Origin of the sequence: Streptomyces sp. SN-593 (genome assembly GCF_016756395.1) — a bacterium.
Lineage (GTDB): Bacteria > Actinomycetota > Actinomycetes > Streptomycetales > Streptomycetaceae > Actinacidiphila > Actinacidiphila reveromycinica.
Map to the genome: position 1 here is coordinate 1,176,314 of NZ_AP018365.1, position 22,694 is coordinate 1,199,007.

18 protein-coding genes and 2 riboswitches are annotated in these 22,694 nt (G+C 74.9%); of the genes, 7 read left to right on the plus strand and 11 right to left on the minus strand.

The genetic code is table 11. From position 1 onward, the window contains the following. Positions 1–6 precede the first annotated feature (6 nt). From RVR_RS04975 to RVR_RS04990, 4 genes are all read left to right on the plus strand, one after another. On the plus strand, positions 7–861 hold the full coding sequence (locus RVR_RS04975; RefSeq protein WP_237404576.1) for an ABC transporter permease: 855 nt from the start codon (positions 7–9) through the stop codon (positions 859–861). Positions 862–1,020: 159 nt separating this feature from the next. Further along, entirely contained in the window at positions 1,021–2,145 is a 1,125-nt protein-coding gene (locus RVR_RS04980) for an ABC transporter substrate-binding protein (protein ID WP_202232676.1), read from the plus strand. Between the two features lie 66 nt (positions 2,146–2,211). Beyond that, complete coding sequence (locus RVR_RS04985; protein ID WP_202232677.1) at positions 2,212–3,273, plus strand: LLM class flavin-dependent oxidoreductase; 1,062 nt, start codon at positions 2,212–2,214, stop codon at positions 3,271–3,273. Between the two features lie 181 nt (positions 3,274–3,454). Then, on the plus strand, positions 3,455–4,639 hold the full coding sequence (locus RVR_RS04990; RefSeq protein WP_202232678.1) for a beta-ketoacyl-[acyl-carrier-protein] synthase family protein: 1,185 nt from the start codon (positions 3,455–3,457) through the stop codon (positions 4,637–4,639). A 25-nt stretch (positions 4,640–4,664) separates the two neighbouring features. Here RVR_RS04990 and RVR_RS04995 read toward each other — a convergent pair whose 3' ends face one another. Beyond that, positions 4,665–6,830 (minus strand): SpoIIE family protein phosphatase, encoded by a 2,166-nt coding sequence (locus RVR_RS04995; protein ID WP_202232679.1) that lies wholly within the window; start codon positions 6,828–6,830, stop codon positions 4,665–4,667. A gap of 352 nt (positions 6,831–7,182) precedes the next feature. Between RVR_RS04995 and RVR_RS05000 the strand changes: the two genes are divergently transcribed. Continuing rightward, complete coding sequence (locus RVR_RS05000) at positions 7,183–7,989, plus strand: phosphatase PAP2 family protein (RefSeq protein WP_202232680.1); 807 nt, start codon at positions 7,183–7,185, stop codon at positions 7,987–7,989. A gap of 119 nt (positions 7,990–8,108) precedes the next feature. Here the strand turns inward: RVR_RS05000 and RVR_RS05005 are convergent, their stop codons facing one another. Further along, complete coding sequence (locus RVR_RS05005; RefSeq protein WP_237404577.1) at positions 8,109–8,525, minus strand: SH3 domain-containing protein; 417 nt, start codon at positions 8,523–8,525, stop codon at positions 8,109–8,111. A 140-nt stretch (positions 8,526–8,665) separates the two neighbouring features. After that, complete coding sequence (locus tag RVR_RS05010) at positions 8,666–9,271, minus strand: TetR family transcriptional regulator (protein WP_202232681.1); 606 nt, start codon at positions 9,269–9,271, stop codon at positions 8,666–8,668. 148 nt (positions 9,272–9,419) lie between these two features. Between RVR_RS05010 and RVR_RS05015 the strand changes: the two genes are divergently transcribed. Further along, entirely contained in the window at positions 9,420–10,913 is a 1,494-nt protein-coding gene (locus tag RVR_RS05015; protein WP_202232682.1) for an MFS transporter, read from the plus strand. 129 nt (positions 10,914–11,042) lie between these two features. Beyond that, a riboswitch (cobalamin riboswitch) is annotated at positions 11,043–11,262 on the plus strand. A gap of 158 nt (positions 11,263–11,420) precedes the next feature. Beyond that, a complete protein-coding gene (gene metE, locus RVR_RS05020) occupies positions 11,421–13,769 on the plus strand; it encodes a 5-methyltetrahydropteroyltriglutamate--homocysteine S-methyltransferase (RefSeq protein WP_202232683.1) in 2,349 nt (782 codons plus the stop codon). Positions 13,770–13,862: 93 nt separating this feature from the next. Here metE and cobF read toward each other — a convergent pair whose 3' ends face one another. From cobF to RVR_RS39065, 8 genes are all read right to left on the minus strand, one after another. Beyond that, entirely contained in the window at positions 13,863–14,687 is an 825-nt protein-coding gene (gene cobF / locus RVR_RS05025; RefSeq protein ID WP_202232684.1) for a precorrin-6A synthase (deacetylating), read from the minus strand. A 274-nt stretch (positions 14,688–14,961) separates the two neighbouring features. Then, positions 14,962–15,801: a DUF1684 domain-containing protein gene (locus RVR_RS05030; protein WP_202232685.1), complete on the minus strand. Its 840-nt coding sequence runs from the start codon at positions 15,799–15,801 to the stop codon at positions 14,962–14,964. Positions 15,802–15,939: 138 nt separating this feature from the next. Next, entirely contained in the window at positions 15,940–16,584 is a 645-nt protein-coding gene (locus tag RVR_RS05035) for a flavin reductase family protein (RefSeq protein ID WP_202232686.1), read from the minus strand. Continuing rightward, entirely contained in the window at positions 16,581–17,714 is a 1,134-nt protein-coding gene (locus RVR_RS05040) for an LLM class flavin-dependent oxidoreductase (RefSeq protein WP_202232687.1), read from the minus strand. Before RVR_RS05040 ends, RVR_RS05035 begins: the two co-directional genes overlap by 4 nt. 14 nt (positions 17,715–17,728) lie before the next feature. Beyond that, entirely contained in the window at positions 17,729–18,928 is a 1,200-nt protein-coding gene (locus RVR_RS05045; protein WP_202232688.1) for an LLM class flavin-dependent oxidoreductase, read from the minus strand. Beyond that, positions 18,925–20,322, minus strand: coding sequence for an NtaA/DmoA family FMN-dependent monooxygenase (locus tag RVR_RS05050; RefSeq protein WP_202232689.1), 1,398 nt, complete (start codon positions 20,320–20,322; stop codon positions 18,925–18,927). The genes RVR_RS05045 and RVR_RS05050 overlap by 4 nt, the downstream gene beginning before the upstream one ends. Before the next feature lie 35 nt (positions 20,323–20,357). Continuing rightward, a complete protein-coding gene (locus RVR_RS05055; protein WP_202232690.1) occupies positions 20,358–21,563 on the minus strand; it encodes an LLM class flavin-dependent oxidoreductase in 1,206 nt (401 codons plus the stop codon). 386 nt (positions 21,564–21,949) lie between these two features. Beyond that, complete coding sequence (locus RVR_RS39065; protein WP_430393105.1) at positions 21,950–22,189, minus strand: putative leader peptide; 240 nt, start codon at positions 22,187–22,189, stop codon at positions 21,950–21,952. Then, positions 22,146–22,260, minus strand: a riboswitch (SAM riboswitch). Its footprint overlaps the gene before it by 44 nt. Between the last annotated feature and the right edge of the window lie 434 nt (positions 22,261–22,694).

The window sequence follows — 22,694 nt, forward strand, 5'->3', positions numbered from 1 at the left end:
CGGGAGATGACCGCAGTCGGGGAGCACACCGGCGCGGGGCCCGGGACGGGTCCGCCCGGCCGGCGGCCGCGCCGGGGCCGGTGCCGCCCGTGGCCGCGGGCGGCCTGGGCCCGCCCCGGCGTGTGGCTGCCGCTGCCGGTGATGCTGGCCGTCCTCGCCGCCCTGTGGCAGTACGGTGCCCGGCGCCTGCCCTACCTGCTGCCGCCGCTGCCGGCGGTCGGCCGGTCGCTGACCACGCACTTCGGGTACTACCTCTCGGGCGCGTGGGTCACCCTCGGCGAGGCGGCCGCCGGGCTCGCGACGGGCTTCGCCGCCGCGTTCGTCCTGGCGGTGCTGACCAGCGAACTCCCGCTGGTGCGCCGGGCGGTGATGCCGATCGCGGTCGTGCTCAACGTCACCCCGCTGGTGGCGATCGCGCCGGCCCTGGTCGTGGCCTTCGGTTTCGGCCCGCTGCCCAAGCTGATCATCACCGGCCTGATCTGCTTCTTCCCCATCCTCATCAACACCGCGACCGGCCTGCGGTCGGTGCCGCGGCCGGTGCTCCAGGTGTACCGGACGATGGACGCCGGCCGGATCGAGTTGCTGTGGCACCTGCGGGTCCCCCACGCGCTGCCCTACGTCTTCGCCGCGCTGCGCATCGTCTTCCCGCTGTCGCTCATCGGCGCCGTGGTGGCCGAGATGTCCGCGGCGGGATCGACCCGCGGGCTCGGCACGGCGATCAGCGTGGCCTCGTCCATGAACCAACTGCCCGTCGTGTACGCCTCCGTCCTCGTCCTCGCGGTGATGGGCGTCCTGCTCCTGCTCGCCGTCACCCTGGTCGAACGCCGGGTGCTGCGCCGGCACGACGGCGCCCCCGACTGATCCGCCCCCGACCGCGGCCCCCGCCCCAACGCTCGCGCCCAGACCGCCCCGTCCCGACCGTCCCGCGATCCGCCGCCCGCCCGGCCCCGCCCGGCCCGGACGCGGCGGCGGTCCGTGTTCCGCGCGCCACCCCTGACGCCTCGTCACCTTGGAGCCGCCATGCAGCCGCCCTCGCACCACCGCCTCCTCCGGTCCGGGCTCGCGGCCCTCGCGGCCGTCGCGCTGACGGCCGCCGCGGGATGCGGCTCCGGCCCGGACACCGCCGGCCCGACGCGCACGAAGGGCTCCGCCGTCTCCGCCGCGCGCTGCGCCGAGAACGAGGCGGCCGGGAAGATCACCTACCTGTCGGGCTACCAGTACCAGGCGTCGGCGTCGATCCTGGAGTACGTCGCCGCCGAGAAGCTCGGCTACTTCGACGACCTGTGCCTGGACGTGTCCCTCCGGCCGGGCACCGGCGACACGGCGCAGAACACCAAGCTGCTGGCCGGCGGGCGGGCGACCGTGGCCGCCGTGGCCGAGCAGGACGTCATCCAGGCCCGGGCCGCCGGCATCGACATCGAGGGCGTCTCGTCGTACTCCGACGCGGGCCTGGACGTCCTGATGACGAACAAGGACATCACCGCGCTCCCCCAGCTCGACGGCAAGGTGGTCGGCCACAAGGGCTACGTCCCGGCGGCCGTCGAGGCGATGATGGTGAAGGCGGGGGTCCGGTGGGACTCGCTGAAGCTGGTGAAGGAGGGGTACGACCCCTCGGTGCTGCCCCGCCGGCAGGGCGGCCTCGAAGCGCTCACCGGGTTCGTCTCCAACGAGCCCAACCAGCTCAGGGCGGCCGGCAAGGACGTCACCGTGTGGCAGCCGGTCGACTACGGCATCCCCAGCTCGCTCGGCGCGATGGCCGTGAACCCGGCGTTCGCGAAGGCCCATCCGCACGCCGTCCAGGACGTCCTGCGTGCGGCCCTGCACGCCTACGCGTACTGCTCGTCCGGCGCGGCGCACATCCGCGAGTGCGTCGGCTACGCGGCGGGGCTGTCCGGCCCGACGTACGACAAGACGCTCAACACGACGATCTGGAGGACCGAGACGCAGGTCGTCCGGGACAACCCCACGCCCGGGCAGCCGCTGGGCGGCCTCGACCTGTCCAACGTCACCGAACTCGTGGCCATGCTGCACCGGTTCGCGATCGTGCCGGCCGGCGTGACCGCCGCCCGGGCGCGTGGGTGGTTCGACACGTCGTACGTCGACGGGCTGTATGCCGCCGGAAAGCTGGTGTGGCCCGCACCGTAGGGGCGAGCGGGCCGGCGGGCGGCCGGTCCGGGCGGAATCCGGAATCTCACCGAAAGGGCCGTGCACATGCCTGCGAAAGAGTACGGGATCTTCCTCCCGATCGGGAACGGCGGCTGGATGCTGTCCACGTCGGCCCCGCACCCCGAGGCGAGCTACGCGTGGAACCGGCGCGCGACGCTGCATGCCGAGCGGATCGGCCTGGACTTCGTCATGTCGATGGCGAAGTGGCGCGGCTTCGGCGGGAGCACCGACCACTGGGGCCGCTCGCTGGAGTCGGTCACGATGATGTCGGCGCTCGCCGAGGCCACCAGCCGGGTCAGGATCTGGGCCACCCTGCACGCGAACGTGCACAACCCCGCCGTCGCGGCGAAGATGATCGCCACCCTCCAGGACGTCTCCGGCGGCCGGGCCGGGCTGAACATCGTCAACGGCTCCTACGCCGGGGAGTTCGAGCAGTTCGGCGCCTGGGACCCGGAACTCGGCCACCAGGAGCGCTACCGGATGACGGAGTTGTGGACGGAGGCGGTCGGGCGGCTGTGGACCGAGCCCTCCGTCACCATGCGCACCCCGTACTTCGACCTCGTGGACTGCCGTTCCCGCCCGCACCCGGCGGTGCGCCCGACCCTCATCAGCGCGGGCCGCTCCGAGGACGCGCGCCGCTTCCAGGCCCGGTACGCCGACGGCGCCTTCCTCGCCGCCGAGAGCCTCGACGAGATGCGGACGCTCTCGGCCGACGTGCACGCGCGGGCCGCGGCGAACGGCCGCGTCTGCCGGACGTACTCGATGCTCACCGTCGTCCAGGACGAGACCGACGCGCTGGCCGCGCGGAAGGTGCGCGCGTGGGGCGCGGGGCTGGACCGCGAGGCGCTGGCCCGCATGCGCCGGACCTGGGGCGTGCCGGAGGACCAGGCCCGCGCGTGGGCGGAGGGCGCGGAGGGCGAGGCCGCCTTCCAGACCGCCTACGTGGCCGGCTCGGCGCGCACCGTCACCGAGCACATCGCGTACATCGTGCGCGAAGCCGATCTGGACGGGCTCATGTTGATCTTCCCGGAGTACGACGAGGACATGCTGCTGTTCGGCGAGACCGTGCTGCCGGCCCTGCGGGCCCGCGACGGGTCGACGGCCTGATTCCACGGCGTTTCCCGTGGCATCGGCCACAGATGGGCGCCGTTCGGGGCCCATCGGAGCAAAATCGGGTTATAACTTCCGAAGTGGTGCCCAAACCCCACCAATTGATCACCACCGGGCGAAGTGACCTATTACACACCCTTCGCCGCATTTCTCCGCCCTGCGTCGAAAGGTGCGTATTGTGGCCGCTTACCTGTGTCCTCCCGCGGTGATCCACGGCGAGCACTCCGTGCCGACGGACGAGATCCTGGCCGACGTCCGCGACCGGCATCCGCGGGCACCGTGGCTGTCCCGGATCGAGGGCATCGCGGGTTCCACCGGGATCGACACCCGCGGGTGGATGCTGCCGCTGAGCGCCGCCGTGGCGCCCGGCGCCGGCGGCGGCCTGCGGACCCCGGCCCCCGGCCCGGCCCGGGAGGCGCTGGCGCGCGGCGGGTTCGGCGAGCAGGACGTGGACCGGGTGATCGCCGCGCTGGAGGCGGTCCCGGCACCGCAGACCGTGCAGGAGCGCACCGCGCCGGCCTGGGAGGCCGTGCAGGCGTACGGCGAGCGGGCGGCCCGCGGCGCCCTTCAGATCGCCGGGCTGGACCCCTCCGACGTCGACTGCCTGATCACCAGCAACTCCACCACGCCCGCACTGCCGGGCCTGGACGTCTCGCTGGCCAACCGGCTGCCGCTGCGGGAGGACGTGCTGCTGCTGCCGGCCGCGCAGTGGGCGTGCATCGCCGGCACCCGCTCGCTGGCGCTGGCCGCCGACCTGGTGGCCGCCGACCCCGACCGCGTCGTGCTGGTCGTCATATCGGAGGCGTTGAGCACCACCTACCAGCCCGCGGACGACACCCTCGAATCCCTGATCGTGCGGCTGCTGTTCGCCGACACCGCGGTCGCCGCGGTCGTCACCGGCCGGCGCCGGCCGGAGTCCGTGCTGCGGCTCGACGCGTCCTGGCACCACACCCTGCCCGGCACCGAGAACCTGCACCGGCTCGACACCCGCGAGGACGGCACGCACTTCGTGATGGACCGGCACGGCCCGCGCGCGGTGCAGCGGACGGTCGGCGCGATGTGGGAGTGGCTGCGCCGGCGCCACGCGGGCGACGACTCCCCCTGGCACCCGGACCTGCTGCTCGCGCACCCCGGCGGCACCCGCGTGCTGGAGTACATGGAGCAGACCATGCCCGAGGGCTGGCCGACGGACGTCCTGTCCTACAGCCGCGACAGCTACCGCACCGGCAACCGGGGCGGCGCCGCGGTGTTCGACATCCTGCGGCGCGCGCACGACGCCGGGCAGAAGCCCGGTGACCGCACGGTGCTGTACGCGGCCGCGCCCGGTCTGACGGCGACCGCGGTGGAAGGCGAGTGGCTCTGACCGCTCCGCCCGGCGGCGGGGCGCGCTACCAGGCCAGTTCGGCCCAGACGACCTTGCCGGTGTCCGTCCACCGCACCCCCCAGTGGGTGGTGACCTTGTGGACGACGTACAGGCCGCGGCCGCTGTCGTCGAGCAGCCCCGTACGGCCCTTGCGGGGCCGGCCGTTGCCGGTGTCGCCGACCTCGCACAGCAGGCCGCCGGCGTCCTTGATCAGCCGTACGGTGACCGGGCCGGTGGCGAAGCGGACGGCGTTCGTCACCAGTTCGCTGATCAGCAGCAGCGCGTTGTCCCGGGTCTCGTCCCGGGTCTGCCACTGCCGCAGCCGGGTGGCGGCCAGGGCCCGGGCCCGGCTCGCGGCGTCGGCGCGGGCCGGCAGCCGCCAGGTCGCGATGTCCCGCTTGCGGCGGCCGGTCATGCGGGCGATCAGCAGCGTCATGTCGTCGCGCAGGTGGCTGCGCGCGGTGAGGTCGGTCACCAGCCGCCGGGCCGCCTGCTGGAGGTCGTCCCACGGGTGCACCCGGGCGACGGTCTCCGCGAGCCGGGTGATGCCCTCGTCGATCGGGATCGCCGGGTCCTCGACCAGGCCGTCGGTGTAGAGGGCGATCAGCGAGCCGGGGGGCGCCGGGAAGGTGTGCGTGTCGAACGGCTCACGCAGCGCGAACTCGGTGCCCAGGCCCGGATGCGGCGGCACCGAGAGGATCTCGGCGGCCCCCTCCGGCAGCACCAGCACCGGCGGCAGGTGGCCGGCGCTGGACATCACCACTTGGTGGCCGACCGGGTCGTACACCGCGATGCAGCAGGTGGAGCCGAGCGCGCTGTAGCCGGCGGCCAGGCCGGCGTCCGCGTCGTCCAGCAGCGTCACGGTCTCGTCCAGGTGCTCCAGCACCTCGTCGGGCGCGAGCCCGGCCGACAGCAGCGCGCGGGCCTCCATGCTGAGCTGGCCCATGGCCGCCGCGGCCCCCAGGCCGTGGCCGACCACGTCGCCGACCACCAGCGCGGTACGACCGCCCGGCAGCGGAAAGCTGTTCACCCAGTCGCCGCCGACCCCGGCACTGTCCGGGGTGGTGGGCTGGTAGACGCTGGCGACCTCGATGGTGTCGCTGCCGGCCCGCGGCAGCAGCCGCCGCTGGAGCGCGAGCACCTGGGCGTGCTCGCGCTGGTGCTGGCGGGCCAGGTCGACGTGGTGCGCGGTCCGCGCGGCCAGTTCCTGGAGGTCGAGCAGTTCGCTGTCCCGGAAGGGGCGGTCCGGGCGCCGCCAGATCTCCGCCACGCCCAGCACCACCGGCGCGGCGCCGTCCTGGCCCTCCAGGACCAGCGGGATGCAGGCGAGGCTGGCGGGCCGGTCGCCGGGTACCAGGGCCCGGACCAGCCGCGGGTCGCCGAGCGCGCGCTCGATGGACTCCCGGTCGGGGATCACGATGGGCTTGGCGACGTCCTCGCGCTTGACGGCGACGGCCAGCAGCCGGTTCGCCTCGCCGGGGAGGTTGTCGCCGGGCGTCAGGTAGCCGTCCGGCCACGCCCGGTCCGGCACCAGCGCGGCCCGGCGCAGCCGGATGCGGCCGGGCGGCTGCTCGGTGACGGCCTCGCCCGTCCAGACCGCGTAGTCCAGGTCGATCGCGGCGACGTCGGCCCAGGCCAGCAGCGACTGGGCCAGCGACTGCGCGGTCTCGCCGATGTCCAGCGAGGTCCCGATGGCGGTCTCCGAGGCGTACAGGTGCAGCCGCTTGGCCATGGCGATCAGCGAGACCGTCAGCCCCTCCTGCGGCGCCGCGGCGGGCAGGATGCTCATGGAGACGACCAGTTCCGTGCCGTCGTCCCGCAGCAGCCGCTGCACCCGGGCGACGTGCGGCTCGCGGGTCTCGCTCACCTGGCGCAGCCGCCGGGTGACCGTGGGGATGTCACCGGGCGGCAGCAGGTCGGCGAAGGGCCTGCCGGGAGCCACGGTCAGCCCCGTGAACGCGGGCGCCTGGAGGTTGCAGCGGGTGATGTTCAGCTCGCGGTCGACGTCGACGGAACCGAGGATCTGCTCCTGGCTCTCGGTGACGGGCTCCGCGGCCGCGGCCCGGCCGCCGGGGCCCTGCGAGGCGGCAGGACCGGCCGCCGCCCGTCCGCCGTGCGGGCCATAGCTTCCCAGTGCGCGGCTGACCTGGTCGGACGGCAACGAAGACGAGGGGGATGGTGTCGAGTCCATACGCTCTCTCAGCTCGCTGGCCGGCCCCCGGCGCGTGGCCGGAGGCATACCCGAGGTTTTTGCGTGCGAAGAAGCCCCGAGATCCCCTACCGCACACCCATTGAATAACACTCGCAGCCGCTTTGCTCGCACGGTCGGTGACGCACGGGAACGCGTTGGTCACCGTCCGCGCGCCAGGGTGCGCGAAGGCCGGTACGGGCCCGGGACGCGGCGGGCGCGGACCGGCGAAAGCCGCCGCGGTCCGCCCGGGGCGTCGACGGGACGGGCCACCCGCGACTACAGTTCTGTAGACATCCGGGCCCCGCCGACGCGGCCCCTTCGGGCAACCGACACCGACGCGGAGCCACCCACGATGACCCCAGCCTTCCCCCTCGGCGGCTTCCGGCACCGGTGGCCGCGCGGCCGGTGGCAGCGGCGCGGCCGCGCGCCCGTGGGGCCGTGCCCGGGCCGCCTTCCCGGCGCCGGGAAGGCACCCGGCGCAGGCAGGGCACCGGGCGCGGGCAGGGCGCTCGTCCTGTTCACGGTGCCCGCGGCGCTCTTCGCGCTGCTGCTCTGGACGCTGGCCGCCCGCCACGGCGCGCCGGTCGGTCCGGACCTCGCCGTGCACCGCTGGGCGGTCGCCCACCGGTCGGACCGCCTGGTCGCGGCCGCCCGCCTGCTGGACTCGACCGGGGCGGGCCCGCTGCCCTACGTCGCGGTGGCGCTGGCCGGGTGGACCGGGTGCGCGCGGCGGACGGCGTCGCGGCGGGAGGTGGCGGCGGCCCTCGTCGGGGTGGCCATCCTGCTCACCGGGCAGGCCGTCCGGCTCGCGGTGCTGTTCGGGCTGGCCCGGCCCCGGCCGCCGGTGGCCGACTGGGCGGTGCTGGGCACGGACTGGGCGTTCCCCTCCGGGCACGCCACGACGTCCGTGCTGGCCGCGGGGCTGCTGGCCTGGGCGGTGCTCGGGAGCGACGCGCCGCGCGGCGCGGTGCGGCTGGACGTGCTGTGCTGCGTGTGCTGGGCGGCGGCCGTCAGCGCCACCCGGGTCTACCTCGGCGTGCAGTGGCCCACCGACGAGGTGGGCGGCTGGCTGCTCGGCGCGGCGTGGCTCGCCCTCACGCTGCCGCCGCTGTCGGCGCTCGCCGGCCGGACCGGCCGCACCGGTCCGCTACGGCCGTGACCGGCGGGCCCGCGGCGCGGGCAGCGGCGCGGGCAGTCGGCCGGCCGCGCGCACGCCGGCGCCCCGGAGCCGCACGCGGGACCTGCCGCGACTCCGGGGCGCCCGCGACCGGGCGGCGGTCAGCCCTGGGCGCCCTCGGGCACCGTGTTCGCCTCGGCGGCGCTGCCGCGCAGGACGTCCTTGCAGTAGGCGACGGAGCCGGTGTTGTCGACGTACTTCGCGGAGACCCAGTTCGCGTTGTCCCGCAGCAGGTACCAGACGTCGTTGCCCGCGATGTTCTGGGCGCGGACCTTGCAGCGCAGCCCGACCTGCTGGCGGTAGGCCAGCGAGCCCTTCACGGAGGAGTCGGTGCTCGGGTACTGGCGCTGGACGACGCCGTTGCCGGAGACGACCGTGCCGTACGGCTGGGCCGGGGTGGCGGCCTGGGCCGCGGTGGCACCGAGCAGTGCGGTGCAGATCGCCACCGCGGCGGTCAGCGCGCTCGCGCCGGCGACGAAGCGGCCTCGGAGGGTGGGAAGGGCAGCGGATGACGCCAAGGGATTCTCCTGTTCCTGGTGTGCGGTGACTCGCGTGGGGCACCGCCGAAACTACGCCGGACGATGCCGGCAACCCGGATGAATCGCCACGTTGCGCCGAACGTGTGAACCTCCCTCACCCGTCTGCGGGTGACTCCCGGTCACACCTGGCCGCGGGGCCCGGGGTCGGCCAGCCACGGGTCGGCGTCGAGCACCTCGTGGAAGAGCGCGCGGGCCTGCTCCGCCGGCAGGTCGCGGGTGGCGTCGACCGCCTCGTCGAGCCAGACCCGGAAGGCCGCGACGGCTCGCGCGACCAGCAGGCGGGTGCGCAGGGCGGGCTCCTCCTGGCCGCCGTGCCGGTTCCGCACCTGGCGGGCGAACCTCTGCTCCTGCTGCGGCAGGTGCCAGAACGCGTCGAACCGCAGGCCGGCGGAGCTGGTGATGATCCGCCGGTACAGGCCGAGCTGCCGCCGGTGCGCCAGGGCGTAGTCCGCCAGGTCCAGCATGGCCGCGCGCACCGCGTCGTGTTCGGTGGAGCCGGCCGGCGTGGCGGCGAGCGACTCGTCCAGCCGGGCCGTCATCTCCTCCAGCGGCACGTTCAGCAGCTCCTCCTTCGAGGCGAAGTAGCGGAAGAAGGTGCGCCGGCCGATGTCGGCGGCCTCGCAGATGGCGGCCACGGTCACGTCGTCGTACCCGTGCTCGCCGAAGAGCCGGAAGGCGATCTCGATCGTCGCCGCGCGGTTGTCCGCGCGCTTGCGTTCGCGCATCCCGTCGATGGAGCGCCTCCTCGGTGTGCGGGCCGTACGTCAACGATCCGATTGAATCCTATGCACGTTCGTGGCACCGTATGCCACATGGCACCGTGTGCCACGAATTGCGGTGTGCGGGCAGAGACCTTCCAGACGAGGAGTGACCGTGGTGAACCACTCGGAGGACGCCCCCGAGGAGTCGCGGACCGCCGCCGACGGCGACGGCCGGGCGGGGCCGGGAGGCGGCTGGCAGCCGGCCGAGATCGCCGCGCTCGCGGTGGTCGCGCTGGCCGGCCTGCTCGCCTCGCTGACCCAGTCCCTGCTCATCCCGGTCCTGCCGAAGATCACCACCGACCTCGGCAGCTCCACCGGCGACGTGCAGTGGCTGCTGACGTCCACGCTGCTGGTCGCCTCCGTCGCGGTGCCGGTGGCCGGCCGGCTCGGTGACCTGTACGGCAAGAAGGCCGCGCTGATCGGCTCGGCGGCCGCGCTCTGCGTCGGCTCGCTGGTCTCCGCGCTCAGCGACAGCCTGGTGCCGATGATCGTCGGCCGCGCGATCGTCGGGGTCTCCATGGCGGTGATCCCGCTCGGCATCAGCCTGCTGAGCACGATGCTGCCGCGCGCACGGGCCTCCGCGGGGATCGCCCTGGTCAGCGCGATGCTGGGGATCGGCGGGGCGCTCGGTGTGCCGCTGGCCGCCTGGATCGGCGAGCACACCGACTACCACCTGCTCTTCTGGATCTGCGCGGCCGGCGGCGCGCTGTCGGTGGCCGGCACCTGGCTGCTGCTCACCGAGCCGGCCGGCCGCTCCGTCGGCCGCCTCGACGTGCCCGGCACGGTGGTGCTCGCCGGCGCCCTGGTCTGCCTGCTGCTGCCGCTGAGCCAGGCCGCCGGCTGGGGCTGGTCCTCGCCGACGACCATCGGGCTGCTGGTCGCCGCGGTGGTGCTGCTCGTCGCCTTCGTGCTCTGGGAGCGCCGCGCCTCCTCGCCGCTCGTCGACGTCGTGGTGAACTCCGCGCCGTCGCTGCTGCTGACGAACATCGCGTCCACCTGCGTCGGCTTCGCGCTGTTCGCCACGCTGATCGGCACCGCCTCCTACGTGGAGGCACCGCGCGCGACCGGCTACGGATTCGGGTCGTCCGTGGTCGTGGGCGGCCTGTGCCTGCTGCCCAGCGGCCTGGCGATGCTCGTGCTCTCGCCGGCCTCGGCCGCCATCACCAACCGGGTCGGGCCGAAGATCACCCTGGCCATCGGCGCGACGATCGTGGCCGCGGGCTTCGTGGTGCGCATCGTGCTCACCGGCCACCTGTGGGAGGTCATCCTCGGTACCAGCATCGCGGGCGCGGGCACGGGCATCGCCTACGCGGCCATGCCGGCGCTGGTCAACCTCGCCGCGCCCCGCTCCTCGCTGGCGGCCGCCAACGGGCTGAACACGCTGTTCCGTTCGGTCGGCAGCTCGCTGGCCAGCGCGGTGGGCGGCACGCTGTTCGCCTCCCAGGTGGTCGTGCTGGCCGGGCAGGCGATGCCGTCCCTGCACGCCTACCGGGTGCTGTTCGGGATCTGCGCGGGCGCCGCGCTGCTCGGGGCCCTCATCGCCCTCACGGTGCCGGCCGCCCAGGAGCGGGAGGAGGCGCCGCGGGCCGAACCGGCCCTGGCCTGACCGGCCCGTCCGGCCCGTCCGGCCCGTCCGACCCCGCCGTCCCGCCGTCCCGCCCCGCCGTCCCGCCTGGTGGGAGGGCGGGGGTTCCGGGATGTGGGCGGCGGCGGGCCGTCGGCACCCGGGCGTTCTATGCTTGCGGGTGCAGCTGGTTCGCCCTGCCCGCCAGGCATCGGCGTCGCAAGAGGGAACCCGGTGGGAATCCGGGACTGCCCCGCAGCGGTGAGTGGGAACGAGCGCCGTCATACGCACTGGGTCCGGACCGCGGACCTGGGAAGCGACGGCCAGTAGGTGTCTGCCCCCGGCAGGCGTGCCCGCGAGTCCGAAGACCTGCCCGTTGCCCGTACGCGACCGATCGCGTGCGGAAATCCCGGTGACCTCGTGGGCGGGTCGGCGTGGACAGCAGGTGGAGGAGCACCCCCGGGTGCGTCCTCTCCCCCTCGTTCGCCGCCTTCGCGCCCGCGTCCCGTCCCCGGGATGCCAGGGAGACATCTCGCGAAGGAGAGTTCCGTGTCAGCAAAGCCCGCAGCCGCGGCAGCACGGGCCACCGTGTACGGCTACCCCCGCCAGGGACCGCACCGGGAACTGAAGAAGGCCGTCGAGGGCTACTGGAAGGGCCGCGTCACCGCGGACTCCCTCCGGCGGACCGCGGCCGACCTGCGCCGGTCCAACTGGACCCAGCTCGTGGATGCCGGCATCCACGAGGTGCCCACCGGCGACTTCTCGCTCTACGACCACGTCCTCGACACCAGCGTCATGGTCGGCGCCGTGCCCGAGCGGCACCGCGCCGCCGTCGCCGCGGACCGGCTCGACGGCTACTTCGCCATGGCCCGCGGCACCCAGGACGTCGCTCCGCTGGAGATGACGAAGTGGTTCGACACCAACTACCACTACCTGGTCCCCGAGCTGGGCCCGGACACGGTCTTCGCCGCCGACTCCGCCGCGCAGGTCGGCGCGCTGCGCGAGGCCCTGGCCCTCGGCCACGACGCCCGGCCGGTCCTCGTCGGCCCGGTGACGTACCTGCTGCTCGCCAAGCCGGCCCCGGGCGCGCCGGCCGGTTTCGCACCGCTCGCCCTGCTGGACCGGCTGCTGCCGGTGTACGCGGAGGTGCTCGCCGACCTGCGGGCGGCCGGCGCGGCGTGGGTTCAGCTCGACGAACCCGCCCTGGTCCAGGACCGCACCCCCGCGGAACTGGACGCCACCGCCCGCGCCTACCGGCGGCTCGGCACCCTGGCCGACCGGCCGAAGCTGCTCGTCGCCTCATACTTCGACCGGCTCGGCGACGCGCTGCCGGTGCTGGCCGGCGCGCCGGTCGAGGGCCTGGCGGTCGACTTCACCGGCCCGGCCGCCGCGAACCTCGACGACCTCGCGGCCACCGGCGGGCTGCCCGGCAAGCGGCTGGTGGCGGGCGTGGTGGACGGCCGCAACGTCTGGATCAACGACTACGAGAAGTCACTCGCCACCCTGGCCACCCTGCTCGGCCTCGCCGACCGGGTGGACGTCGCCGCGTCCTGCTCGCTGCTGCACGTGCCGCTGGACACCGCGCCCGAGCAGGACATCGACCCGCAGGTGCTGCGCTGGCTCGCGTTCGCCCGGCAGAAGACCGCCGAGGTCGTCACGCTCGCACGCGGCCTGGCCGAGGGCACCGACGCCGTCGCCGCGCTGATCGCGGCGAACCGCGCCGACCTGGCGTCCCGGGCCTCCTCCCCGATCACCCGTGACCCCGCCGTCCGCGCCAGGGTTGCCGCGATCACGGACGCCGACGGCCGCCGCGCCCCGGCGTACCCGGAGCGGGCCGCGGCCCAACGCGCGCGCCTGCGACTGCCGTTGCTGCCGACGACCACCATCGGGTCGTTCCCGCAGACCGCCGGGCTGCGCACCGCCCGCGCCGACCTGCGGGCCGGCCGGATCGACGAGGCCGGCTACGAGGAGCGGATCCGGGCCGAGATCGGTGAGGTCATCTCCTTCCAGGAGCGGACCGGCCTGGACGTCCTGGTGCACGGCGAGCCCGAACGCAACGACATGGTGCAGTACTTCGCCGAACGGCTGACCGGCTACCTCGCCACCCGGCACGGCTGGGTGCAGTCCTACGGCACCCGGTACGTGCGTCCGCCGGTCCTGGCCGGCGACATCTCCCGCCCTGGGCCGATGACCGTGCGATGGACGCGGTACGCGCAGTCGCTCACCGCGCGGCCGGTCAAGGGCATGCTCACCGGGCCGGTCACCATGCTCGCCTGGTCGTTCGTCCGCGACGACCAGCCCCTCGGCGACACCGCCCGCCAGGTGGCACTGGCGCTGCGCGACGAGGTCACCGACCTGGAGGCTTCCGGCACCGCCGTCATCCAGGTCGACGAGCCGGCGCTGCGCGAGACCCTGCCGCTGCGGGCCGCCGACCGTCCGGCGTACCTGGCCTGGGCCACCGAGGCGTTCCGCCTCACCACCGCGGTGGCCGGTCCGGCGACCCAGATCCACACGCACATGTGCTACGCGGAGTTCGGCGACATCGTGCGGGCCATCGACGACCTCGACGCGGACGTGATCAGCCTGGAGGCCGCCCGCTCCCACATGCGGGTGGCGGCGGAACTGGCCGGCCACGGCTACCCGCGCGAGGCCGGGCCCGGTGTCTACGACATCCACTCACCGCGGGTTCCGGACGCGCAGGAGGCGGCCGCGCTGCTGCGCGAGGGCCTGGCGGCCATCCCGGCGGAACGGCTGTGGGTCAACCCGGACTGCGGGCTGAAGACCCGCGGCTGGCCGGAGACGAGGGCGTCGCTGGCGAACCTGGTCGCCGCGGCCAGGACGGTCCGGGCGGAGCTGCCGGGCTCAGCCGGCCAGGGGGTGGTCCCGGCCGACCGGTGACGGTTGGGGCGGGCCGGGGGCGCCGGACGGCGTTCCCGCCCCGCCCCGCCGCCCGGCCGGGCTCGGGCCGGGGCGGCTCGGGCTCGGGCCGGGTCAGGCGTCGCCGGTGCGGCGCAGCAGGTAGGTGTCCATGATCCAGCCGTGCCGGGCGCGGGCCTCCGCGCGGACCTGCCGGATGCGGTCGGCGACCTCGGAGAGCCGCCCGGAGACCAGGATCTCGTCCGGCGTGCCGATGTAGGCGCCCCAGTAGATCCACACGTCGTCGCCGCCCCCGATCCCGGCGAAGGACTCGTGGGCGTCGAGCATCACGACGACGTCCCCGTCGCCCGCCGCGCCGTTGCCGTCATCGCCGTCGCCGTCGCCGTCGCCGGGGAAGAACTCGGCCAGCCGGCGGGCGGGCGTGACGTGCACGGGGCGGCCGACCTGGTTGAGCCCGATCCGGTGGCGCGCCGCCAGCGCGGAGACGCTGCTGATCCCGGGCACCACCTCGACGTCGAACCCGACGGTGCCGCGCGCCGCGATCTCTTCCAGCATGCTGAGCGTGCCGTCGTAAAGCGCCGGGTCGCCCCAGACCAGGAAGGCCCCGGCCTGACCGGGTGCCAACTCCTCGCGGATCAACTGCTCGCAGGCGTCCGCGCGACGGGTCCGCCAGTCGTGCACCGCGGCGGTGTAGGCGCCGCGGCCGGCCGCCTCCCGGTCGCGCGGCGGGTCCTGCGTCTCGACGATCCGGTACGGGCCGTCCGCGTGGGCGTCGATCACGCCGCGCCGGAAGTCCGTCAGCGACGACTTCTCCGGGCCCTTGCCGATCAGGAAGAAGACGTCGGCGCGGCGGATGGCGCGTACCGCGCCGAGCGTCAGGTGGTCGGGGTCGCCGGCTCCGATGCCGATGACGAGGAGGTGGCGCTGCTCCGTGCTCATCTGCGGGCTTTCCAGGTGAATGGTCGAAAAGCCGCTGGTCCGCGGCATTTCGCGTGCGCCGGCAGGGCGCGCGCTGCACGAAGCGTACGCTGCCGGGCGCGGCGGCCGGCCGGGGCGTCCGGCGATGCCGCGGCCGCCGCACGGTCCCGGAGCCGTGCCCCGGCCCCCGGCCCGCCCGGGCCGGGGCCGGCCCGGACCAGGGCGGGCCGAGGTCAGGCCGGGACGGGCCACGTCGGGGTCAGCCCGGACCTGGCCAGGTCGGACCGGGTCGGGGTCAGGGGAGGGCGGGGGCGGCGTGCGTCGGGCTTGTCGGGGTCTTCTCCCCCGCCTCGACCGCCACCGGCAGGCGGTTGCCGGCCGGCGGCAGCGGGCAGGTGGCGAGGTCGGTGTAGGCGCAGGGCAGGTTGGCGGCCCGGTTGAAGTCGACCAGCACGCGGCCGTCGGCGTCGGGTGCGGCCAGGGACAGCGAGCGGTTCGCCGCGTAGGTGGTCACCCCCGAGGTGGCGTCGGTGAACAGCACCAGCAGGCTGCCGGGGGCCCGGCCGTTGAACGCGGTCAGCCGGTGGGTGGTCCCGTCCAGCTCGAACTCCACCTCGCCGGGGGCGTCGTAGACGTGCTGGAGGCCCTCGACCACGGCGCCCACGGTCGTCGGGCGCGGCGCGTCGAACGGCAGGAAGCGGCCGGTCCGGACCCAGCGCGGGTCCGGATCGTAGGCGGGGGTGCCGGTGAAGTCGCGCAGCAGGTCGTTGTCCGGGTGGCGGGGGCGCAGGATGTCGTGGCCACCGCGCTTGGCGACCTCGACGACCGCGTCGCCGGCGGTCGGGAAAAGGCCGTCGCGCTCCGGGATCACCCCGAACACGTGGCGCCCGCGCAGCGCCTGGCCGTCGAGCGCCAGCTCCTCGCCGTCGTCGAGCTCCACCACCACGCCCTCCTCGGTGGTCGACCAGGCACCGGGCGCGTCGGGGAAGCGGGTCGGGGTGGCGTCGAGCCAGCGCAGGCTCGTGATGGCGAGGAAGCCGTGCGGGGCGGCGAGCACCCGTTCGTGGGCGGTGTGCCACTCCGCCCACTGGCGGGCGAAGGCGGCGCGGTCGGTCTCTTCGGCTGGTGCGGTCATGACGGCTCCGTGACGGGTCGGCGGCCCCAGGAGGGCCGGGCGGGGCGGGCTGGACTGGGCGGGAAGGCCGGGTTGGGCGGCCCGCCGGGGGCGGGGTCGGCCCTGCGAGGACGCGGCGCGCCCTCGGGCGGGCACGGCTCAGCGGTGGTCGGCGGCCTCCTCCAGCCGGCGGAAGCGGCTGGCGTGGAAGACGAGGGGCGCGACGGCGTGGTCGGCGTCGAGCGCGTGCACCCGCAGCAGGACGATGTCGTGGTCGCCGGCCCGCACGAGCTGCTCGACGGAGCAGTCGAACCAGGCGCTGCCGCGGTCGAGCAGCACCGCGCCGTCGGGGGTGGCGTGCCAGTCGAGGCCGGCGAACCGGTCGGCGCCCCGGGCGGCGAGCTGCGCGCAGTCGCGGTCCTGCTCGGCGCCGAGCACCGTGACGCCGAGCCGCGGCCGGTCGGCCAGCGCCGGCCAGGTGGTGGAGGTGTGCGCCACGCACACCGACAGCAGCGGCGGGTCGAGCGAGACCGTGGTGAAGGAGTTGGCCGCCATGCCGGCGGGCTCTCCGTCCACCAGGGCGGCTATCGCGGTCACGCCGGTGGGGAACGCGCCGAACACCCGCCGCAGTTCGGCCGAGGCGAACGCCCCCTCCTCCGAGGGCAGTCGGCGCTGCGGCCGGGGCGGTTGCGGCGGGCGGCCGCCGCCGTCGTCGCGGTGGACCCCGGCGGGCTGACGGGCCGGTGGCCTCGGGCCGTGCCCGTCGCGCCGCTCGTCCCTGCACTGCGTCCTGGTCGTCGTCATCGCCTCTTCCACTCCTCGGCCAGCAACTGGTACGAGCGGACCCGGTCCGCGTGGTCGTGCGTGATGGTGGTGATCAGCAGTTCGTCGGCCCCGGTGGCGTCGCGGAGCGTCTCCAACTGGTCGGCGACCTGCTGCGGCGTCCCGACGAACTGCGTCTCGACCCGGTCGGCCACCAGGGCCTGGTCCTCCGCGCTCCAGGCGCGGGCGCGGGCCTCCTCGGGCGTCGGGAAGCGGATGGCGCCCGCGCCGCTGCGGATGCTGTGCACCCACGGGCCGTAGCCGGTGGCCAGTTCCCGCGCGGTCTCCTCGTCCTCGGCCACGACGACGTCGGCGGACACGCTGACGTAGGGCCGGCTCAGCTCGGCCGACGGCACGAAGGCCGCGCGGTACCCCTCGGCCGCCTCCAGCACGGTGGCCGGGCTGACGTGGTAGTTCGCCGCGAACCGGAGGCCGCGGGCGCCGGCGGTCTGCGCGCTGATCCCGGCGCTGCTGCCGAGTATCCACACCTGGAGGTCGGCGCCCTCGCCGGGGACGACGTGCGCGGCGACCCCGGTGTCGGTGACGTAGTCGCCGGCCAGCAGCGCGAGGATGTCGGCGATCTGCTCGTCGTACGGCTGGGGGTGCGCGTCGGGCTGGACGAGCAGCCGCTGGTGCAGCACCAGGCGCGGCGAGGCGAGCAGCTTCTCGAAGGAGAACCGCTCGGGGATGCGCAGGCCGTTGGGGGTGCGGCCGTCGACCACCGGGGTGGCGGCGGTCAGCGCCGGCTGCCTGGCCGAGGCCGGCGGGGTCGGGCCGCCGGAGCGGCCCAGCCCCAGGTCGAACCGGCCCGGGTGCAGGGCGTCGAGCAGCCCGAACTCCTCCACGGTGGACAGCGCGGTGCGGTGTCCGAGCTGCACCGCGCCGGAGCCGAGCCGGATGGTGCTGGTGGCGGCGGCGGTCAGCGCGAGCACGACCGCCGGGGAGGTGCCGGCGACCCCGGGGTTGAGGTGGTGCTCGGCGAACCAGTGGCGTGTGTAGCCGAGCCGTTCGGCGTGCTGCGCCAGGTCGATGCTGTTGCGCAGCGCCTGGCCGGCGCTGGAGCCGGTGGAGATCGGCACGAGGTCCAGGACCGCGAGCGGGGTGTGTGCCACGGTGGTGCTCCTTGTCAGGCGGTGGCGGTGGGCGTGGTCGCGGTGCCGTCGGAGGTGGTCGGGATGCCGTCGGAGGTGGGCGCGGTGCCGTCGGGCGTGGTCGCGGTACCGGAGGGGTCCGGGGTACCGGAGGGGTCCGGGGTACCGGAGGGGTCCGGGGTGCCGGCCGGGCCCCAGGTCCAGGGCGGGTCGGGGATGTCCCGGCGCAGGGTGGGCGCGATGTCGGACTGGAAGAGCGCGAGCGCGTCGCGGTGCTGCGCGTCGGTCAGGCCGTCCGCGTCGGCGTGCAGGTGCAGCACGGAGTGGCCGAACTGCTCGTGGTAGCGGTGGACCTTGTCGATGATCTGCTGCGGGCTGCCGATCAGCGCCGAGCTGCGCTCGACGAAGTCCTCCAGGGTCGGGAAGACCGGCTCCAGCCCCAGCCGCTTCTGGAAGGCGAGCCGGCCCTCGAAGACCGGGCGGTAGGCGGCGATCGCCTCCTGCGAGGTGCGCGCCGCGTGGTAGCCGGCGCTGCCCGCGCCGACGGTGGCCAGCGCCGGGTCGTGCCCGTAGTGCTCCCAGCGCTCCCGGTAGTGGCGCACCAGTTCCGCGTACGGCTCGATCGGGTTGGTGACGTTGGCGGAGAAGAGCGGGTCGCCGTAGCGGGCGGCGAGGTCGACCGACTCCCGGCTGGTGGCGCTGCCGTGCCAGACCCGGATCGGCCGCTGGAGCGGGCGCGGCCACACCTCGGCGTCGTCCAGCTCCGGCCGGAAGCGCGGGCGTGCGGTGGTCCGGTCCTGCCGCCAGAGGGTGCGGAACAGCTCGTAGCTCTCGGCGTTGCGGTCCCACTGGTCGTCGGTGGTGACGTGGAACAGCTCGCGCTGGGCGGAGCCGTTGCCCTTGCCGACGATCAGCTCCAGCCGCCCGTCGGAGAGGTGGTCGAGCGTCGCGTAGTCCTCGTAGGCCCGTACCGGGTCGAGCAGGCTGAGCGTGGTGACGGCGGTGAACAGCCGGATGCGGGAGGTGAGGGCGGCGAGGTGGCTGAGCACCACCGGCGGCGCGGAGGAGATGAAGGGGCGCTCGTGGCGCTCCCCGACGCCGAAGCCGTCGAAGCCCAACTCCTCGGCCAGCAGGGCGTTGTCGACCACCTCCCGGAACCGGTCGCGGGTGGACTTCAGTTCGCCCGTCACCGGGTGGGGGGCGTGCACGATGAGCGTGATGGCCAGGAACTTCACGACGCCGCCTTCTCCCGGCCGGCCGCGGCCGGGTGGTCGGGGTGGGCCAGTCCGAGGTGGTCGCGCAGGGTCTCGCCCTCGTATTCGGTGCGGAAGACGCCGCGCTCCTGGAGCAGCGGGACCACGGTGTCGGCGAACTCGTCCAGTCCGCCCGGGGTGAGGTGCGGGGCGAGGATGAAGCCGTCGCTGGCGTCGGCCTGTACGAACGCGTCGAGTTGCCGGGCGACGTGGGCCGGGGTGCCGACGAAGGACTGCCGCCCGGTCAGCTCGATGACGAGGTCGCGGATGGAGAGCTTCTTCTCCTCGGCCACCGCCCGCCACCGGGCCAGCGTCTCCGCGCGGTCGTCGCGGTGGGTGTCGGCGCGGCCGCGGACGATCGGCTCCGCGTCGACCAGCGGCTCCACGTCCGGCAGCGGGCCCTCCGGGTCGTACGCGCTCAGGTCGCGGTTCCACAGCCGCTCCAGGAAGGCGGTCGCCGTGGCGCCGCTGACCTGCTGGCGCCTGATCACGCGGGACTTCTCGCGGGCGTCGTCCTCGGTGTCGCCCAGCACGAAGCTCACACCGGGCAGGATCAGCAACTGGTCCGGTGTGCGGCCGTACTTGGCGAGCCGGCCCTTGACGTCGGCGTAGAACGCCTTGCCGGCCTCCAGGGTGCCGTGCCGGGTGAAGATCGCGTCGGCCGCCGAGGCCGCGAACTCCCGTCCCTGCTCGGAGTCGCCGGCCTGGAAGACCACCGGGTGGCCCTGCGGGGGACGCGGCACGTTGAAGTGGCCGCCGATGTCGAACTGGCCGGTGCGGTGGTCGAACCGGCCGGGCCCGGCCGCGCGCAGGAAGGTGCCGTCCGTCCGGTCCGCGACGATCTCGCCGCCCTGCCAGGAGTCCAGCAACTCCCGCACCGCGGTGAGGAACTGACGGGCCCGCTCGTAGCGGTCCTCGCGGGCGAGGTAGCCGCCGCGGCGGAAGTTCTGCCCGGTGAACTCGTCCCACGAGGTGACGACGTTCCACGCGGCGCGGCCGGCCGACAGGTGGTCGAGCGACGCGAACTGCCGTGCCACCTCGTACGGTTCGTTGAACGTGGAGTTGATGGTGCCGGCCAGGCCCAGCCGGTCGGTGACCGCGGCGAGCGCGGCGAGCACGGTGAACGTGTCCGGCCGCCCGACCACGTCCAGGTCGTGGATGCGGCCGCCCTGCTCGCGCAGCCGCAGCCCCTCGGCCAGGAACAGGAAGTCGAACTTCGCCCGCTCCGCGGTCCGCGCCAGGTGGACGAAGGAGCTGAAGTCGATCTGGCTGCCGGCCTCCGGGTCGCTCCACACGGTGGTGTTGTTCACGCCGGGGAAGTGCGCGGCGAGATGGATCTGCTTGACGGGCTTGTCGGACGTGTCGGTCTTGCTCATGCGGGGTCTGCCTCCTGGGGCATCGCGCGGATCGCTCAGGCGGTGGCGTAGCGGTTGGCCGGGCGCGGCAGTCCGAGCAGCCCGCGCAGCGTGTCGGCCTCGTAGGCCGTCCGGAAGGCCCCGCGGCGCTGGAGTTCGGGCACCAGGTCGCGGCTGATCCGCGCCAGGTCGTACGGCAGGGTGGCCGGTCGCAGCCGGAACCCGGACAGCCCGGCGGCGGCGAACTCCAGCAGCAGGTCGGCGAGTTCGGCGGAGGTGCCGGCGAAGACCAGCGCGTCGCCGCTGTACGGCGCGTCCAGGCCGGCGTCCAGCCGGGCCCGGCGCTCGGCGGCCCGGCCGGGCTCCTCGTCCAGGTGGACCACCAGGTCACCGAAGACGTGTACGGTCTCGCCGCCCCGCCCGGCCCGCTCCTGCGCCTCGCGGATCTCGGCGACGATCGCCGCCGCCTGCCCGGTGTCGTGCGGGGTGGTGAACCCGAGGTCGGCGGAGCCCGCGACCAGCGCGAACGGCTCGGTGCGGTGCGCCAGCGCGGCCACCACCGGCTGGCCCTGCGGGGGGCGCGGGGTGATGGACGGGCCCTTGACGCTGAAGTGCGGCCCCTCGAAGTCGATGTAGTGCAGCTTGTCGCGGTCGATGAAGCGGCCGGTGGCCACGTCGCGGATCTCCGCGTCGTCCTCCCAGCTGTCCCACAGCCGCCGCACCACCTCCACGTAGTCGGCGGCCTCGCCGAACAACTCGGCCAGCAGCGCCCGTCCGGCCGGCGAGTCGAGTTCGGCGACCGGTAGCTGCGGCACGGTGCGGCGGCCGAAGTGCGCGGCCTCGTCCGCCCGGGCGGAGACCCGCACCTGCACACCGGCCCGGCCGGTGCTGACGTAGTCGAGGGTGGCGACGGCCTTCGACAGGTGGAACGGCTCGGTGTGGGTGACGACCGCCACCGGCACCAGGCCGACGTGCCGGGTCAGCGGCGCGATCCGGGCGGCGGTCAGCACCGCGTCCAGCCGGCCGCGCACCCGGTCGGTCCGGTCGTCCGGGCCGGTGGGCAGGGAGGACTGGAGGCCGAGGGAGTCCTCGATGGTGACGAGGTCCAGCAGGCCGCGCTCGGCCTCGGCGGCCAGGTCCGCCCAGTACGGCGCCGTGAACAGGTCGGCCGGCCGGGCGTCCGGCTCGCGCCAGGCCAGGGGGTGCCAGCCGGCTCCGTCGAGGGCGACCGCGAGGTGGAGGGGGGTGGTGGATCGGGACATGGACGTACCGCTTCCTGCTCGGACGGGCCGCGGGCGAACGGCCGGGGCGTGAGGTCGGGGCCTGGGGTTGGGGCGTGAGGTCGGGGCCTGGAGATCGAGGCCCAGGGTCGAGGGGTGTGCATCGGGCGGGAGGGACGGGGCGTGCGCGGACACCCGCCGCGGGCGTGTGGGCACGACGGCGGGCGGAACGGGTGGCGCGTGACGCGTCAGGGCCGGCGGGACCGGGTCCGGGGCGGAGCGGCACACCAGTGCACGGCACGGCGCGCCGCACGCGGGATGCGGGCGGGCCGCACACGAACCGGACGGGGCCCGCTCCGGGGAACGTCCCCGGGTGGGTCGGCGGAAGGGAGAGGGGTGCGCGCGGCGGGCGCGGGGTGGAGCGGTCCTCAGCCGGCGGTACGCGGCGGCCGGACGGTCGGCGCGCCCGGACACAGGGCGCCGGCGACGCGCTGGAGGTCGATGTGCCGGCGCGAGTACGTCACGACACCGGGGGCGCTGACGGATGCCGGGAGGGACGCCGACTGCCCGCTGTCTCCGCGCACTTCGCCACCGCCTCCCGCCTCGATCGGCTCACGCCTGCCGAGCTCGCGCTTGCCGAGCCGTCTTCGGCTCCGCCGGGTCGTCACCTGGAGCACCCCACCGCGTCGGAGGGTTGCCGGTCAGCCGGCCAGGGCCTTGTCTGCTGACGCTCATGACCTGCAAGCACGGTAACTCCGCGCCGCGTCCGAACACAATCCCCTCCCGCCGGGAGTGAGCCGCGTCGCGTCCCGGACGGCACCGCGGGGATTGTCTGGCCGCCTCCCTGCGGTTACCGTGCTGTGGGCACGGGCCCTGTCACGCGGCCCGCTGCGACCGGCACGGCCGACCGGGGGATCCGGCGCCGACGGCACCGAGAGAGCGAGGGGACGGGCATGGACGCACACCGGCACGACCTCGCGCTGTGTCCCCGCGGCTTCGCCCGGACCCGGGTGGTCCGCCGGCACGTGGACCTGCTCCGGGTCTGTAGCGCGCTGTGTCCGAGGACTCCCGCGGCCCGCTGAACTCCCTTGCTGCGGCGGCGTGTCGCCGCCGTGCTCCCGCTCGCCGTACCGCCGCCGCGCATCCGCCGCTCCGGCGCCCTGACGCTCCGCC

Excerpts from the sequence above, each read along its gene's own strand:
- RVR_RS05010 (WP_202232681.1), bottom strand. The coding sequence starts at position 9,271 with ATGCGCGAACGCAAGCGCGCGGACAACCGCGCGGCGACGATCGAGATC.
- cobF (WP_202232684.1), bottom strand. The coding sequence starts at position 14,687 with ATGAGCACGGAGCAGCGCCACCTCCTCGTCATCGGCATCGGAGCCGGC.
- RVR_RS05050 (WP_202232689.1), bottom strand. The coding sequence starts at position 20,322 with ATGAGCAAGACCGACACGTCCGACAAGCCCGTCAAGCAGATCCATCTC.
- RVR_RS04980 (WP_202232676.1), top strand. The coding sequence starts at position 1,021 with ATGCAGCCGCCCTCGCACCACCGCCTCCTCCGGTCCGGGCTCGCGGCC.
- RVR_RS05030 (WP_202232685.1), bottom strand. The coding sequence starts at position 15,801 with ATGACCGCACCAGCCGAAGAGACCGACCGCGCCGCCTTCGCCCGCCAG.
- RVR_RS05000 (WP_202232680.1), top strand. The coding sequence starts at position 7,183 with ATGACCCCAGCCTTCCCCCTCGGCGGCTTCCGGCACCGGTGGCCGCGC.
- RVR_RS05035 (WP_202232686.1), bottom strand. The coding sequence starts at position 16,584 with ATGACGACGACCAGGACGCAGTGCAGGGACGAGCGGCGCGACGGGCAC.
- RVR_RS04995 (WP_202232679.1), bottom strand. The coding sequence starts at position 6,830 with ATGGACTCGACACCATCCCCCTCGTCTTCGTTGCCGTCCGACCAGGTC.
- RVR_RS05055 (WP_202232690.1), bottom strand. The coding sequence starts at position 21,563 with ATGTCCCGATCCACCACCCCCCTCCACCTCGCGGTCGCCCTCGACGGA.
- RVR_RS04975 (WP_237404576.1), top strand. The coding sequence starts at position 7 with ATGACCGCAGTCGGGGAGCACACCGGCGCGGGGCCCGGGACGGGTCCG.
- RVR_RS04985 (WP_202232677.1), top strand. The coding sequence starts at position 2,212 with ATGCCTGCGAAAGAGTACGGGATCTTCCTCCCGATCGGGAACGGCGGC.